General features: G+C 68.3%; 14 protein-coding genes. 13 read left to right on the top strand and 1 reads right to left on the bottom strand.

Translation table 11 applies throughout. The annotated features are described in order from the left end of the window. Window positions 1-2: 2 nt before the first annotated feature. Window positions 3-773 carry an NRDE family protein gene (locus IB225_RS06465; RefSeq protein ID WP_192310364.1) on the bottom strand — a complete coding sequence of 257 codons (771 nt, stop codon included), beginning with the start codon at window positions 771-773 and terminating at the stop codon, window positions 3-5. 320 nt (window positions 774-1,093) lie between these two features. On the opposite strand from IB225_RS06465, the gene mraZ reads away from it, so the two are divergent. The 13 genes from mraZ to ftsA are packed head-to-tail and all read left to right on the top strand — an operon-like array spanning window position 1,094 to window position 15,366. Beyond that, window positions 1,094-1,540: a division/cell wall cluster transcriptional repressor MraZ gene (gene mraZ / locus IB225_RS06460; RefSeq protein WP_192310363.1), complete on the top strand. Its 447-nt coding sequence runs from the start codon at window positions 1,094-1,096 to the stop codon at window positions 1,538-1,540. Then, window positions 1,537-2,505 (top strand): 16S rRNA (cytosine(1402)-N(4))-methyltransferase RsmH, encoded by a 969-nt coding sequence (gene rsmH, locus IB225_RS06455; RefSeq protein ID WP_345776573.1) that lies wholly within the window; start codon window positions 1,537-1,539, stop codon window positions 2,503-2,505. The genes mraZ and rsmH overlap by 4 nt, the downstream gene beginning before the upstream one ends. Next, window positions 2,502-2,765, top strand: coding sequence for a cell division protein FtsL (gene ftsL / locus IB225_RS06450; protein WP_192310362.1), 264 nt, complete (start codon window positions 2,502-2,504; stop codon window positions 2,763-2,765). Before rsmH ends, ftsL begins: the two co-directional genes overlap by 4 nt. Continuing rightward, window positions 2,762-4,612, top strand: coding sequence for a penicillin-binding transpeptidase domain-containing protein (locus IB225_RS06445; RefSeq protein ID WP_192310361.1), 1,851 nt, complete (start codon window positions 2,762-2,764; stop codon window positions 4,610-4,612). Before ftsL ends, IB225_RS06445 begins: the two co-directional genes overlap by 4 nt. Beyond that, entirely contained in the window at window positions 4,609-6,093 is a 1,485-nt protein-coding gene (locus tag IB225_RS06440) for a UDP-N-acetylmuramoyl-L-alanyl-D-glutamate--2,6-diaminopimelate ligase (RefSeq protein WP_192310360.1), read from the top strand. The genes IB225_RS06445 and IB225_RS06440 overlap by 4 nt, the downstream gene beginning before the upstream one ends. Then, window positions 6,090-7,469, top strand: coding sequence for a UDP-N-acetylmuramoyl-tripeptide--D-alanyl-D-alanine ligase (gene murF / locus IB225_RS06435; protein WP_192310359.1), 1,380 nt, complete (start codon window positions 6,090-6,092; stop codon window positions 7,467-7,469). Before IB225_RS06440 ends, murF begins: the two co-directional genes overlap by 4 nt. Beyond that, window positions 7,459-8,544, top strand: a complete 1,086-nt coding sequence (gene mraY, locus IB225_RS06430) for a phospho-N-acetylmuramoyl-pentapeptide-transferase (RefSeq protein ID WP_192310358.1) — start codon at window positions 7,459-7,461, stop codon at window positions 8,542-8,544. The genes murF and mraY overlap by 11 nt, the downstream gene beginning before the upstream one ends. Continuing rightward, on the top strand, window positions 8,544-9,851 hold the full coding sequence (gene ftsW / locus IB225_RS06425; RefSeq protein ID WP_192310357.1) for a putative lipid II flippase FtsW: 1,308 nt from the start codon (window positions 8,544-8,546) through the stop codon (window positions 9,849-9,851). Before mraY ends, ftsW begins: the two co-directional genes overlap by 1 nt. Beyond that, window positions 9,848-10,945, top strand: coding sequence for an undecaprenyldiphospho-muramoylpentapeptide beta-N-acetylglucosaminyltransferase (gene murG / locus IB225_RS06420; protein WP_225583287.1), 1,098 nt, complete (start codon window positions 9,848-9,850; stop codon window positions 10,943-10,945). The genes ftsW and murG overlap by 4 nt, the downstream gene beginning before the upstream one ends. Then, on the top strand, window positions 10,945-12,396 hold the full coding sequence (gene murC, locus IB225_RS06415; protein ID WP_192310868.1) for a UDP-N-acetylmuramate--L-alanine ligase: 1,452 nt from the start codon (window positions 10,945-10,947) through the stop codon (window positions 12,394-12,396). Before murG ends, murC begins: the two co-directional genes overlap by 1 nt. Beyond that, window positions 12,393-13,352, top strand: a complete 960-nt coding sequence (locus IB225_RS06410) for a D-alanine--D-alanine ligase (RefSeq protein ID WP_192310356.1) — start codon at window positions 12,393-12,395, stop codon at window positions 13,350-13,352. Before murC ends, IB225_RS06410 begins: the two co-directional genes overlap by 4 nt. After that, complete coding sequence (locus IB225_RS06405; RefSeq protein ID WP_192310355.1) at window positions 13,352-14,134, top strand: cell division protein FtsQ/DivIB; 783 nt, start codon at window positions 13,352-13,354, stop codon at window positions 14,132-14,134. The genes IB225_RS06410 and IB225_RS06405 overlap by 1 nt, the downstream gene beginning before the upstream one ends. Beyond that, window positions 14,131-15,366: a cell division protein FtsA gene (gene ftsA, locus IB225_RS06400; protein WP_055940270.1), complete on the top strand. Its 1,236-nt coding sequence runs from the start codon at window positions 14,131-14,133 to the stop codon at window positions 15,364-15,366. Before IB225_RS06405 ends, ftsA begins: the two co-directional genes overlap by 4 nt. Window positions 15,367-15,408 lie beyond the last annotated feature (42 nt).

Here is a 15,408-nt window from a genome sequence, read left to right as displayed (position 1 = left end):
GACTACTCGCCGGGTCCGATCCGCAACGTCGTTTCCCCCTCAGGCACGCCTCCCGGCCCGAATCTCCGTTCACTGATCCAGCCATGCCCCGCATGGTCGATCGCGATCAGGGTGCTGGCGCGCGTGCCGTAGCGGTCGCCGCGGATGAAGGCGGGGGACAGCATGCGTTCCAGCTCAAGGCCCACGCCCGTGTCGGGCAGGCGGTCGTCGGGCGCCTGTGCCTCGTCCGCCAGCGCCTGCCAGAGCGCCGACACATCGTCCTCTTCCGTCGCCAGCCACGCCGCCAGCCGTTGCTTGAGCGCCACCGTCTTCGGCCAGGGCTCGTCCAGGTCGCCATTGGAGAGGCCGTGCAGCCCTGGCGCCAGCGTGGTGCGCCGGGGCGTGGGGTAGTTGCTGACGTACTCGCAGTCCGCCTCGTCGGCCAACAGCAGGTTGAAGGGAGCAAAAACTTCGGCTGCCACCAGCAGTCCGGTCGCGCGGTGATCCGCGCTGTCGGCCGATTCCAGAAACCCCGCCGCCAGCTGGCCGCGGGAGGGCGCGCCCGGTATCTGGATCGCCGGGTCGCGCACGTTGGTCACCACCGCCATCCGGCCGCCGGCGTTCACGCCGGCCCAGGTTCCGCCGGATTGCAGGTCCTGGCCCGCCATCAGGTCCGGTGACCCTGCCCAGTGGGCTAGCGGTGCGGTGGGGCGGCCGTGGAATTCATCCCGGTTGCCGGCCAGCACAAGCCGCCAGCGTGGGTGGACTTTCCAGGCGAGGGCGACAAGGCACATGGCCCGATTCTGGCCCCCCGGTTTGCGCAGTTCCACTCCCTTCGCCGGCCTCGGTTACCGCTCCATGTGAAACCGCGGTCACCTCACTGAATCATTCCTCAATCTCAAAATTTGAGACGAAACAGCAACTTGTGGATAAGGCTTGAACAAGTCTCTGAAGTTTGCTGCAAGCCATTGATCCGCCAAGTGATTTCCGGTCCGCATTCCTGTTGACAACCCTGTGCGCGGTGCTAAGGTGGGCAACAGAGGGAAAACCGGGTTTTACGTGGTTTTTCGTGGTTCAATTGATCGCTCATTTGGGCGTCGGGAAGGCAGGGGTCGTGTTTCAGGGTGAGACCGCCATCACAGTGGACGACAAGGGACGGCTCGCGGTGCCCACCGCGTACCGCGACCTCGTCGCGCGCGAGTGTGGCAATCGCCTGGTGATCACCTACAACCCGTTCGAGGCCGGCAGCCTGTACCTGTACCCCGAAAAGGTCTGGCAGCGCGTCCGCGACGACGTCAGCAAGCTGCCCAGCACCCAGAAGGCGCACCGCAGCCTCCAGCTGAAGCTCATCGGTGCGGCATCGCCGGTCGAACTGGATGGCAACGGGCGCATCAGCGTTCCGGCCAGCCACCGCAGCGCGGTGGGCATCGAGAAGAAGGCCGTGCTGCTCGGCATGGGCGAGAAATTCGAACTCTGGAGCGAACAGGCGCACCACGCGCAGATCCGTCAGACCCTCACTGACGACGATCTGAGCGCACACATGCTCGAGTTGCGCTTGTGAGCAAGGGTGACGGCAAGCGGCAGTCCGCGCCGGCCGGTCACCTCCCAGCGCTGCACTTGCCGGTGTTGTACACGCAGGTCATGGAAGGGCTGCAGGTGAAAGAGGACGGAACATACCTGGACGGCACCTTCGGGCGCGGAGGCCACGCGCGCGGCGTGCTGCAACAACTCGGCCCGGGAGGCCGGCTGCTGTTGATGGACAAGGATCCCGAAGCGATCGCGCATGCCGAACAGACGTTCGCGGGCGATGCGCGCGTGTCGATCTTCCGCGGCAGCTTCGCTTCGCTCGCGCAATGGCAGGAAACCGCCGCGGGCCTGGATGGCGTGCTGCTGGACCTGGGCGTGTCGTCGCCGCAGCTGGACGTGGCCGAGCGCGGTTTCAGCTTCGGCAAGGACGGTCCGCTCGACATGCGCATGGACCCGGAGTCCGGCGAGAGTGCGGCCGACTGGATCGCACGTGCGGATGAGCGCGAGATCGCCGACGTGCTGTGGACCTACGGCGAGGAAAAGCAGAGCCGCCGCATCGCGCGCGCCATCGTCGCGCGTCGCGCCACCCAGCCGTTCACCCGCACCGGCGACCTGGCCGCGGTGATCGCGTCGGTGATGCCGCGCAGCGAGAAGATCCATCCGGCCACGCGCAGCTTCCAGGGCATCCGCATCCACATCAACCGTGAGCTGGCCGACCTCGAAGCCGGACTGGACGCCGCACTGGCGCGACTGAAGGTCGGTGGCCGGCTGGCGGTGATCAGCTTCCATTCGCTGGAAGACCGCATCGTCAAGCAATTCATCAACAAGCACGCCAAGGCACCGCCGGCCAACCGCCGCCTGCCGGTGGCGATCGACTTCACGCCGACGCTGCGCGCCATCGGCAGTGGGCAGAAGGGCGAGGCGGACGAAGTCTCGTCCAACCCGCGCGCCCGCAGCGCCGTGCTGCGCGTGGCGGAAAAACTGGAGGTGGCCGTATGAGCCGCCTCCTGATCATCGTGCTGGTGCTGGCCAACATCGCCTCGGCGATCGGCGTGGTCTATGCGCGCCACCGCCATCGCGTGCTGTTCGACGAAGTGACGCGGCTCGAGCGCGCGCGCGATGAGCTCAACGTCGAATTCGGTCGCTTGCAGCTGGAGCAGGCCACGGTCGCCGAAGCCACGCGCATCGACCAGGTCGCCCGCGTGCGCCTGGGCATGAAGTTCCCGGAGGCGGCGGACGTGGTGGTGATCCGCCCATGAACGCCGCGCCTTCCAAGAATCGCAATCGCGCCCGCTTCAACCTGCGTGGCCGCCTGGCGCTGGTGCTCGGCGCGATGGGCCTGTGTTCGGTCAGCCTGGTCGGGCGCGCGGCCTACGTGCAGCTGATCAACCACGACTTCTACCAGCGCCAGGGCGATGCGCGCTTCCTGCGCGAGATTCCCATCCCGACCTCGCGCGGCATGATCACCGACCGCAATGGCGAGCCGGTGGCGGTGTCGTCGCCGGTGGAATCCGTGTGGGGCAATCCGCAGGAGCTGCTGAAGGCGCCGGACCGGCTGCCCGAGCTGGCGCAGGCGCTGGGCGTGCCGCTCGACCACCTGACCAACCGCCTGTCGCAGAAAGCCGACAAGGAGTTCCTGTACCTCAAGCGCCGGATCAATCCGGACGAGGCGCAGAAGATCCTGGCGCACAAGATTCCGGGCGTGTTCTCGCAGCGCGAGTTCCGTCGCTTCTACCCGCAGGGGCCGGCGATGGCCCACGTGCTGGGCTTCACCAACATCGACGACCGCGGCCAGGAAGGCCTGGAGCTGGCCTTCGACGAGTGGCTGAGCGGCACGCCGGGCGCGCAGAAGGTGATCCGCGACAACCGCGGCCGCATCGTCGAGAACGTCGACCTGATCCGTTCCGCGCAGCCGGGCAAGGACCTGACGCTCAGCATCGACCGTCGCATCCAGTACCTCGCGCACCGCGAGCTGCGCAACGCGCTGATCGAACACCAGGCCAGCAGCGGCTCCATCGTGATCATGGATGTGGCCACCGGCGAAGTGCTGGCCATGGTCAACCTGCCGACCTACAACCCCAACGCGATCGATCGGGTGAAGCCGGATGCGCGCCGCAACCGCGCGCTGACCGACATGATCGAGCCGGGTTCGACGATGAAGCCGCTGACGGTGTCGACGGCCCTGAAGGCCGGCGTGGTCACGCCGTCGACGCTGATCAACACCAACCCCGGCTACATGGCGTTGAACAGTCGCTACACCATCCGCGATGTGCCGCGGAACAACGGCGTGCTGACCGTGACCGGCGTGATCACCAAAAGCTCGAACATCGGCTCGATCAAGATCGCCGAGAAGCTGCCGAACGCCTACTTCTACGAAACCATCCACAGCTTCGGCTATGGCGAGAAGCCGGGCAGCGGTTTCCCGGGCGAGTCCGCCGGCATGCTGGCGCCGCCGGATCGCTGGAACGGCCTGCAGAAGGCGACCATGTCGTACGGCTACGGCCTGGCGGTGACGCCGCTGCAGATCGCACGTGCGTACTCGGCGCTGGGCAACGGCGGCAAGCTGGTGACGCCGACGTTCGTGAAGGGCCAGCGCGGCGAAGCGCCGCAGGTGCTGGATCCGGCGATCGCGCACGAAGTCGTCGGCATGATGGAAACCGTGGTGACGCAGGGCGGCGCCAAGCGCGCCGGCGTGCTGGGCTACCGCGTGGCCGGCAAGACGGGTACGGCCCGCATCGCCTCGGGCGGCGGTTACGCAAAAGGCCGCTACGCCTCGTTCTTTGCGGGCCTGGTGCCGGCCACCAATCCGCGCTTCGCGGCGGTCGTCGTGATCAACGATTCGCAGGAAGGCGGCTACTACGGCGGTCTGGTGGCCGCGCCTGTCTTCCACGACGTGATGGATGGCACGCTGCGCCTGATGGACGTGCCGCCGGACGATATCGAAGCCTGGCTGGCCGCGCAGGCGAAAGGATCGCAGAAGCCCGGCGCCCACGCGGCGGCGGCAGCGGCGCCGACGCCCATCGCCGATGATGCCGTCGACACGACGGACCCGTCCGCGTTCGACGCACCGCATGCTGCACTGCCGGCGACGGGGGCGACGCGATGAGGCGGATGATGGCCCTCGCCGAACTTCTTCCGGATGTCGACGTGCCGCGCGACATCGTCGTGCGCGGATTGACGCTGGACAGTCGCGCCGTGCAGTCCGGCGACGCTTTCGTCGCGATCGCCGGTTTCGGTGCACATGGCCTGAACTTCGCGGCACAGGCGAAGGAAAACGGTGCCAGCGCGATCCTGTTCGAGCCGCCGGTACCGGATGGCCTGGAAGCGCCGCGCGATGCGATTGCGGTGCCGGGCCTGCGCGCACGCATGGGCGCGATGGCGGACCGTTTCCACGCTGCGCCGTCGCACGACATGAAGATGGTCGGCGTCACCGGCACCAACGGAAAGACGTCGACGGTGCAGCTGCTGGCGCAGGCCTGGCATCTGCGCGGTGTGCGCTGCGCGACTGTCGGCACGCTCGGCGCGGGCATGTATGGCGAAGTGGTGCCGACCGGCTTCACCACCCCGCTGGTGCTGCAGATGCATGCGCTGCTGGCGCAGTTCCGCGATGCCGGTGCCAAGGCCGTCGCGATGGAAGTCAGTTCGCACGCGCTCGATCAGGGGCGCGTGGACGCGGTGCATTTCGACGTTGGCGTGTTCACCAATCTCACCCGCGATCACCTCGACTACCACGGCGACATGGAGCGCTACGGCGCGGCCAAGTCGCTGCTGTTCGCGCGCGAAGGCCTGAAGGCTGGCGTCATCAACCTCGACGACACCTACGGGCGGGACCTGTTCGGACGCCTGCCGCACGGCCTGCAGCGCATTGGCGTGAGCTCGCGCGGGCAGGGCGATGCGGTCGTTCGCGCGGAAGCGCTGCGGCTGGATGGCCATGGCATCGCGTTCGACCTGGTGATCGGCGACGACACCCAGCCGGTGCAGTCGCGCCTGCTGGGTCGCTTCAACGTCGACAACCTGCTGGCGGTCGCGGGCGTGCTGCATGCGCTGGGCGACACGACGGCCGAAATCGCACGCACACTGGCGCGGCTGGCGCCGATCCATGGCCGGATGAACCGCCTCGGTGGCGACAGTGATGCTGCCGGCAACCGCCGTCCGCTGGTCGTCATCGACTACGCGCACACGCCCGACGCGCTGGAACAGGCGCTGGCCAGCCTGCGCGACCACGTGCAGGGCCGACTGTTCTGCGTGTTCGGCTGCGGCGGCGATCGCGACACCGGCAAGCGTCCGCAGATGGCGGCCATTGCCGAGCGCCTGGCCGACGTGGTGCTGGTCACTGACGACAACCCGCGCACAGAAGACGGCGACCGTATCGTGGCCGACATCATGGCCGGCTTCGCCAAGCCGGACGCGATCTTCGTGCAGCGCGACCGCGCGCAGGCGATCGCGCAGGCGGTTGCGCAGGCCGGGCCCGACGACATCGTGCTGGTGGCCGGCAAGGGCCACGAGCCCTATCAGGAAATCCAGGGTGTGAAGCATCCGTTCGACGACACCGCCGTCGCGCGCCAGGCGCTGGAGGACCGTCGATGAAGCGGCTTCCTCTTTCCCTGTTGGCGCACTGGGCAGGTGGTGAACTGCTGGGCGACGATCTGGTGATCGGCTCGCTGACCCACGACACCCGTACGCTGGTGCCGGGCAGCCTGTACGTAGCGCTGCACGGTGAAAGGTTCGACGGCCACGACTTCGCCTACGACGCCTCCATGCGTGGCGCTGCGGCGGTGCTGGTCGACCATGAAGTGAAGGTCGAGGTGCCGCAGGTGGTGGTGCCGGACACGCTCGTCGCGCTGGCGCGCATCGCCGCCGGCCTGCAGCGCGATCGCGTGGAGAAGGCGGTCGCGATCACCGGCAGCAACGGCAAGACCTCGGTGAAGACGCTGGTGGTGTCCATCCTGCAGCGCGCCGGCGTCACCTACTTCAATCCGGGCAACCGCAACAACGAGATCGGCCTGCCGATGGCCGTGATCGACGGGCCGGACGATGCCGACTTCTCGGTGTACGAGATGGGCGCGGGCAAGCCGGGCGACATCGCCTACCTGACCGATATCGTCACGCCGGAAGTGGCGCTGGTGAACAACATCGCGGCTGCGCACCTGGAACGCATGGGCTCGCTGATGGGCGTGGCCGAGACCAAGGGCGCGATCTACGAGGCGCTGCCCGCCGACGGCACCGCGGTGATCAATGCCGACGATGCGTTCGCCGAGTATTTTGCCAGCCGAGTCCCCGACCGACGCATCCTGCGCTTCGGCCTGGAAGCGACCGCCGACCTGACCGCGCGCGACATCCGCGTAATCGAAGACGGCTCGACGTTCGTGCTGGTGGCGCCGCATGGCGAAGTCGGCGTCGACCTGCACCTGCCGGGGCGCCACAACGTGCTCAATGCGCTAGCCGCCGCGGGCATCGCCATGGCTTGCGGCGTCTCGCTGGCGATCATCGCCGATGGCCTGTCGGCCGCGCAGCCGGTCGCGGGGCGCCAGGTGGCGCATACGCTGCCGAACGGCGCGGTGGTGATCGACGACAGCTACAACGCCAATCCGGGCTCGTTGGTGGCCGCCATCGACACCCTGGCCGCCGCAAGCGCGCAGGCGCGCGGCGAAGGCTGGCTGGTGCTGGGCGACATGCGCGAACTCGGTGCCGACGAGCAGGCCTTGCACGCCGAGATGGGTGCCCGCGCCAAGGCCGCAGGCCTGCGTCGCCTCTACACGCTGGGCCCGCTCAGTGCCGCCGCCGCCGCCGCCTTCGGCGAAGACGCGCATTCATTCCAAGACCACGCCTCGCTGACGGCTGCCCTGCGCGCCGATCTGCGGGCTGGCGTGCGCTGTCTGGTCAAGGGTTCGCGCGGCAGCGCGATGGACCGGATCGTCGCCGCCCTGTTGTCCACCGGGGAGGACACATCGCATGTTGCTTGAACTGGCTCGCTGGCTGCAGAGCCTGGAAAACTTCTTCGGCCTGTTCGGCTACCTGACGTTCCGCGGCATCCTGGCCGCGCTGACGTCGCTGGCGCTGTCGCTGTGGCTGGGCCCGGCGGTGATCCGCAAGCTCGGTCAGCTGAAAGGCGGCCAACCGATCCGCAAGGATGGCCCGCAGTCGCACTTCTCCAAGGCCGGCACGCCGACGATGGGCGGCGCGCTGATCCTGATGACGGTGCTGCTGTCGGTGCTGCTGTGGGGCGACCTGCGCAACAAGTACGTGTGGGTGGTGCTGCTGGTGATGCTGACCTTCGGCGCCATCGGCTGGTACGACGACTGGATCAAGATCGTCAAGCGCGATCCCAACGGTCTGAAGTCGCGCTGGAAGTACCTGCTGCAGTCGATCTTCGGCCTCGCCGCGGGCCTCTATCTCTATCTGTACGCCGACGTGCCGGCGGCGACGACCTTCTACGTGCCGTTCTTCAAGTCGATCGCGTTGCCGTTGGCCGGTATCGGCTTCGTCGCCATTGCGTACTTCTGGATCGTCGGCTTCTCCAACGCGGTCAACCTGACCGATGGCCTGGACGGCCTGGCGATCATGCCGACCGTGCTGGTGGCGTGTGCGCTGGGCGTGTTCGCCTACGCGTCGGGCAATGCGGTGTTCTCCAACTACCTGCAGATCCCGCAGGTGCCGGGCGCGGGCGAGCTGACCATCATCTGCGCCGCCATCGCCGGTGCGGGCCTGGGCTTCCTGTGGTTCAACACCTATCCGGCCATGGTGTTCATGGGCGACATCGGCGCGCTGGCGCTGGGCGCCGTGCTGGGCACCATCGCGGTGATCGTGCGCCAGGAACTGGTGCTGGTGATCATGGGCGGCATCTTCGTCATCGAAACGCTGTCGGTGATGATCCAGGTGGCGTCGTTCAAGCTGACCGGCAAGCGCGTGTTCCGCATGGCGCCGATCCACCACCACTTCGAGCTGAAGGGCTGGCCGGAGCCGCGCGTGATCGTGCGCTTCTGGATCATCTCCGTCGTGCTCGTCCTCATCGGCCTGGCCACGTTGAAGGTGCGCTGATGAACGACACGCCGCGCCAGGCCACACGACTGGAAGCCATCGGGGGGCGCTTCGACCCCTGGTTGCTCGGCGCCATGCTGGCGCTGGCGTCGTTGGGCGTGGTGATGGTGGCGTCGGCCTCGATCTACCAGCACGGCAATCCGTTCTACTACCTGATCCGCCACGGCATGTTCCTCGTGGCCGGCGCGGGCCTGGCGTGGTGGGTGACGCGCACCGAACTGAAGAGCATCGAGGCGCGCAACCACCTGCTGCTGCTCGGTTGCGTGGTGCTGTTGCTGATGGTGTTCGTGCCGGGCCTGGGCGTCAGCGTGAAGGGCGCGCACCGCTGGATCAACCTGGGCGTGTCGAACTTCCAGGTGGTCGAGGTGGTGAAGGTGTTCTTCATCGTCTGGCTGGCCAGCTACCTGGTGCGCTTCCGCGATGAAGTGAACGCCACGTGGGCCGCGATGCTGAAGCCGCTGGGTGTGGTGGTGCTGCTGGTCGCGCTGCTGCTGATGCAGCCGGATTTCGGCTCGTCCTCGCTGCTGCTGGCGATCACCGCCGGCATGCTGGTGCTGGGTGGCGTCAACATGCCGCGCATGTTCGGTCCGGTGCTGGTGGGCCTGCCGATCCTGGCCATCATCGCGATCGCCGAGCCCTACCGCATGCGCCGCCTGACGTCGTTCTCGGATCCGTGGGCCGATCCGTTCGGCAGCGGCTACCAGCTGACCAATGCGCTGATGGCGATCGGTCGCGGCGAATGGGGCGGCATCGGGCTGGGCGGCTCCGTGCTGAAGCTGAACTACCTGCCGGAAGTGCACACCGACTTCATCTTCTCGGTGATCGGCGAGGAGCTCGGCTTCGTCGGCATCTGCCTGGTCATCGCGCTGTATGCGCTGCTGGTCGGTCGCGCCTTCGTCATCGGTCTGCGCTGCGTGGAGATGCGCCGCCACTTCGCCGGCTACGTCGCCTTCGGTGTGGCGCTGTGGATCGGCATGCAGAGCTTCGTGTCGATGGGCGTGAACCTCGGCCTGCTGCCGACCAAGGGACTGACGCTGCCGCTGATCTCGTCGGGCGGTTCCAGCATCCTGATGACCTGCGTCGCGATGGGCCTGCTGCTGCGTGTGTCTTACGAACTGGAGCGCACGCAGCGCCAGGTCGCGCTGCGCGGTGAAGCCGCGCAGGGTGCCGGTGAGTCGCCGCGCGCACCGGTGGAGCCGCGCCCGTCTTCGCCGGCGCCTGCCGCCGCGATGTCGCTGTCGCAGACGCTGCGCGGCACCAGCCGCCTGCAGCAGCGCGTCGAGCCGACGTTCGAGAGGCTTGCATGAGTGTTGCGATGCCCGCGCCCGTGATGATCATGGCCGGCGGTACCGGCGGTCATATCTTCCCCGCGCTCGCCGTGGCGAAGGTGCTGCGCGCGCGCGGCGTGCCGGTCGTGTGGCTGGGTGCGGACGGCGCCATGGAAACGCGCCTGGTGCCGCAGCACGACATTCCGCTGGACACGCTGGCCATCACCGGTTTGCGCGGCAAGGGCACGCTGGCGTTGCTGGGTGCGCCCGTGCGCGTGCTGCGCGCCGTCCGTGCCGCGGGTTTCGTGCTGCGCCGTCGTGCACCGCGCGCGGTGGTCAGTTTCGGTGGCTTCGCATCCGGTCCGGGTGGCGTTGCTGCACGACTGATGGGCACGCCGTTGCTGGTGCACGAACAGAACCGCGCGGCCGGTTTCACCAATCGCGTGCTGGCCAAGGTGGCGCGCCGGATCATGTCGGGGTTCCCTGGCGCGTTCCCGGGGCGCGAGGATGTGGTCGGCAATCCGGTGCGCGACGAGATCGCGGCGGTCGCGCCGCCCGCATCGCGTCTTGCCGGTCGCGAAGGTCCGTTGCGCCTGCTGGTGCTGGGTGGCAGCCAGGGCGCCCGCGCCTTGAACATGGCCGTGCCGCGTGCGCTGGCCACACTCTCGGCAGGCAGCATCGACGTGCGCCACCAATGTGGCGAGAAGCTGCGCGACGAAGCGGCGAAGGCGTACGCCGATGCCGGCGTCACCGCCAGCGTGGAAGCCTTCATCACCGACATGGCCGCCGCGTACGCATGGGCGGACCTGGTGGTCTGCCGTGCCGGCGCCTCCACGCTGGCCGAGCTGTGCGCCGTGGGCGTGGGCGGTGTGCTGGTTCCGTTCCCGCAGGCCGTCGACGACCACCAGACGCGCAACGCCGAGTACCTGGTGGAGCGGGGCGCCGCCCAACTGCTCAAGCAGGACGACGCGCTGGCCGATGCGCTCGCGACGACGCTGCGCCGCCTGGCCGATGACGCGGCCACGCGCCTGTCGATGGCGGAAGCGGCGCGCACGCTGGCGAAAACCGATGCGGCCGACCGCATCGCCGACATCATTCTCGAGGAAGCAACGAACATGAGGACGCAGGCATGATGATGGCCGCCGCACGCGAGCGCCGCCTGCAGCACACCGGCAACCTGGCCCAGGCCTTCCGCCGGGTGCACTTCGTCGGTATCGGCGGTTCCGGCATGAGCGGCATCGCCGAAGTGCTGTGCACGCTGGGCTATGAAGTGTCCGGCTCGGACAACGCGGACAACGCGGCGACCCGCCGCCTGGCGTCGCTGGGCGCGCGCGTGATGCGCGGCCACAACGCGTCCAACGTGCTGGGCACCGATTGCGTGGTGGTCTCCAGCGCGATCAAGCACGACAACCCGGAGCTGATGGAAGCGCGCAGCCAGCGCATTCCCATCGTGCCGCGCGCCGCGATGCTGGCCGAACTGATGCGCTTCCGCCGCGGCATCGCCGTGGCCGGCACGCATGGCAAGACGACCACCACCAGCCTGGCGGCGGCGGTGCTGAGCGAAGGCGGACTGGATCCGACCTTCGTCATCGGTGGCCAACTGCTCGCGGCCGGCGCCAACGCCAAGCTCGGCGATGGCCAGTGGCTGGTGGCCGAGGCCGACGAGAGCGACGGCAGCTTCCTGCGCCTGAACCCGCTGATCTCCATCGTCACCAACATCGATGCCGATCATCTGGAGAACTACGGCAACGACTTCGAGCGCGTGAAGGCTGCGTTCGCCGAGTTCCTGCAGCGCCTGCCGTTCTACGGCCTCGCGGTACTGTGCATCGACGATCCGGAAGTCGCCGCCATCGCCGCGGACACGCCGCGCCACGTGATGAGCTACGGCTTCGCCGAGCACGCCGATGTGCGCGCCGAGGACGTCGAGCAGGAAGGCGGTCGCATGCACTTCACCCTGCGCCTGCCGGAAGACGCCAGCATCCGGGTCAGCCTGGCGCTGCCGGGCCGGCACAACGTGCAGAACGCGTTGGCCGCCGCCGCGATCGGCTGGCAGCTCGGCGTGTCGCCGGAGAACATTGCCGCCGCGCTGGAGAAGTTCGCCGGCATCGGTCGCCGCTTCAACGACCTTGGCGAGATCGCCACGCCGCAGGGCGCGCGCGTCCAGCTGGTCGACGACTACGGGCACCATCCGAAGGAGCTCGCCGCCGTGTTCGCGGCCGCGCGTGGCGGCTGGCCGCACAAGCGCCTGGTCGTCGCGTTCCAGCCGCATCGCTACAGCCGCACGCGCGACCAGTTCGATGCCTTCGCCGCGGTGCTGTCGGAGGCCGACGCGCTGGTGTTGAGCGAGGTCTATCCGGCAGGCGAGCAGCCGATCGCCGGCGCCGATTCCAAGTCGCTGGCGCGAGCCATCCGTGCGCGCGGCCGCAATGAACCCGTGGTGGTCAGCCAGGTCAGCGACCTGGTCGATGTGCTGCCCGACGTCCTGCAGGACGGTGACCTGTTGCTGCTGATGGGCGCCGGCGACATCGGCCACATGTCGCAGCACATCGCGGCGCACGGCTTCGCCGTCAAGGACTCCGCATGAGCGCGATCTCCGTACCGCCGCTGCGCATCACCGACGCGTCGCGCTTCGGTCGCGTCGCCGTGCTGCTGGGCGGTACGTCCAGCGAGCGTGAGGTGTCGCTGAACTCCGGCCAGAACGTACTCGACGCACTGCTCGCGCGCGGCGTGCAGGCGTTCGCCGTGGATGGCGTGCCGGCGCTGGTCGAGGCGATCCGCGCCGGCAAGGTCGATCGCGTGTTCAACATCATGCATGGCGGTGACGGCGAGAACGGCGTGCTGCAGGGCCTGCTGCAGTCGCTCGGCGTGCCGTACACCGGCCCCGGCGTGCTGGGCTCCGCGCTGACGATGGACAAGATCCGCACCAAGCAGGTGTGGCAGGCCGCCGGCCTGCCGACCGCGAGCTTCGTGCGCATCGCGCCGGGCGACGATCTGGTGGCCGCGGTGCGCTCGCTCGGTTTCCCGGTGTTCGTGAAGCCGTCGGCGGAAGGCTCCAGCGTCGGCGTGTTCCAGATCCAGGGCGAGGACGACCTGGCGCCTGCGGTCGCCTTCGCGTCGTCGTATCCCGGCGAACTACTGGCCGAGCAGATGCTGACCGGTGGCGAATTCACCGTGGCCATCCTCGGCGACCTGGCGTTGCCGTCGGTGCGCATCGTGCCGGCGACGGGCTGGTACGACTACCACGCCAAGTACATCGCCGACGACACGCAGTACCTGTGCCCGGGCCTGGATGATGCCGGCGATGAAGCGCAGATCCGTGCGCTGGCGCTGGCCGGTTTCCGCGCAGCGGGATGCAGCGGCTGGGGTCGCGTAGACGTGATGCGTCACGCGGATGGCCGTTTCCTGTTGATGGAAGTGAATACTGCGCCGGGCATGACCAGCCACTCGCTGGTGCCGAAGGAAGCGGCGCAGGTCGGCATCGGATTCGAAGAACTGTGCTGGCGCATCCTCGAGCAGACGGTGCCGGAGGTGGCGGGCTGATGAACGCCGCCCTGCGCATCCTGACCTGGCTGATCGCGCTGGCGCTGGTCGCGCTGCCGGTCGTGGCCGTGGTCAACGGCTGGATCGGCGCCGATCGGTGGCCGCTGTCCCGCCTGCGTGTGCAGGGCGAACTGGCACGCGTGGATGCTTCGCAGCTGCAGGCGACCGTGCTGCCGTACGCACGTCGCGGTTTCTTCGCCGTGCGCCTGGAGGATGCCAAGCACGCGGTCGAGAAGCTGCCGTGGGTCGAACGCGCGGAAGTGCGCAAGCGCTGGCCGGACGTGCTGGAAGTTCGCATCACCGAGCACAAGCCGTTCGCGCGCTGGGGCGACGACAAGCTGCTGTCCGAGCACGGCCGCCTGTTTCCGATGCCGAAGGAACTCGCCGGCCTGGACCTGCCGCAACTCGGCGGCCCGGAATCGCAGGTGCAGGAAGTCACCGCGCTCTACAACGAGTCGCGCCAGCTGTTCGCACCGATGGGCCTGGACGTCACCACGCTGGTGATGGACGCCCGCGGCAGCTGGTCGCTGCTGTTGGGCAATGGCACGCAGGTGGTGGTGGGGCGCGCCGATGCGCGACCGCGCCTGGGCCGCTTCGCGCGGATGCTGCCGCAGCTGCTCGCCGCACAGGCACAGCCGCTGGTGCGCGCCGACCTGCGCTACACCAACGGCTTCGCGCTCAGCTGGGGCGAAGCGCCCAAGGCGCCGCCGCCGGCTTCCACACCGACTCCATTGCCTGCGCCGATCGCGGTCGCAGGCCGTCTTCTGCAGGGCACTACATGAATCGCAAGGGTGACAAATCGCTGATCGTCGGACTGGATATCGGCACGTCCAAGGTGACGGCGCTGGTCGGCGAATACGCACCGGGCAATCCGATCGAAGTGATCGGCATCGGCTCGCACGAGTCGCGCGGCCTCAAGCGCGGCGTCGTCGTGGACATCGAGTCCACCGTGCAGTCGATCCAGCGCGCGATCGAGGAAGCCGAGCTGATGGCCGGCTGCGAGATCCGCTCGGTCTACGCCTCGATCTCCGGCAACCACGTGCAGTGCCGCAACTCGCCCGGCATCGTGCCGATCCGCGATGGCGAAGTGACCTGGGGCGACCTGGACCGCGTGCTCGAAGCGGCGAAGGCCGTCGCGATCCCGGCAGACCAGAAAATCCTCCACGCCATCCCGCGCGAGTACAAGCTGGACAACTCGCAGGAAGGCATCCGCAATCCCGTCGGCATGACCGGCGTGCGCCTGGAAGTGGACGCGCACCTGGTGTTCTGCGCGCAGTCCGCGGCCGCCAACATCAGCAAGTGCGTGCAGCGCTGCGGCCTGCAGATCGACGACCTGATCTTCTCGTCGCTGGCCTCCAGCGTCGCCGTGCTGACCAGCGACGAGCGCGAACTCGGCGTGGTGCTGGTCGACATGGGCGCGGGCACCACCGACCTGGCGGTGTTCGTGCAGGGCGCCATCTGCCACACCGCGTCGCTGCCGATCGCGGGCGACCAGGTGACCAACGACATCGCGCACATGCTGCGCACGCCCACGCCGGAAGCCGAGCAGATCAAGGTGCGTTACGCCTGCGCGCTTGCGCAGCTGGCGACGGCGGAAGAAAGCATCCAGGTGCCCAGCGTCGGCGACCGTCCGCCGCGTCGCCTGCCGCGCCACGCGCTCGCGCAGGCCGTGCAGCAGCGCTACGAGGAGATCTTCGAGATGGTGCAGGCCGAACTGCGCCGCTCGGGGTTCGAGGAGCGCGTGCGCGCCGGCATGGTGCTGACCGGCGGCGCCGCCAAGATGGAAGGCGTGGTCGAACTGGCCGAAGAGATGCTGCAGATGCCGGTGCGTGTCGGCATTCCGCAGCACGTCACCGGCCTGGGCGAAGTGGTCGGCAATCCGGTGCATGCCACCGGCGTCGGCCTGCTGCTGATGGGCAGCCAGATCGAACACCCCCGGCGTCCGTCGTTGCCCACGGGCAAGGCGGGCAGCTGGTTCAAGAAACTGCAGAACTGGTATCGCGGCGAGTTCTGAGTGAGGCGACACCAACCGCGAAGTTGAAGGCGTCACGACGTT

It is taken from the genome of Pseudoxanthomonas sp. PXM02 (assembly GCF_014851805.1).
Taxonomy (GTDB): Bacteria; Pseudomonadota; Gammaproteobacteria; order Xanthomonadales; family Xanthomonadaceae; genus Pseudoxanthomonas_A.
This window is presented reverse-complemented; position numbering and strand designations above follow the sequence as displayed.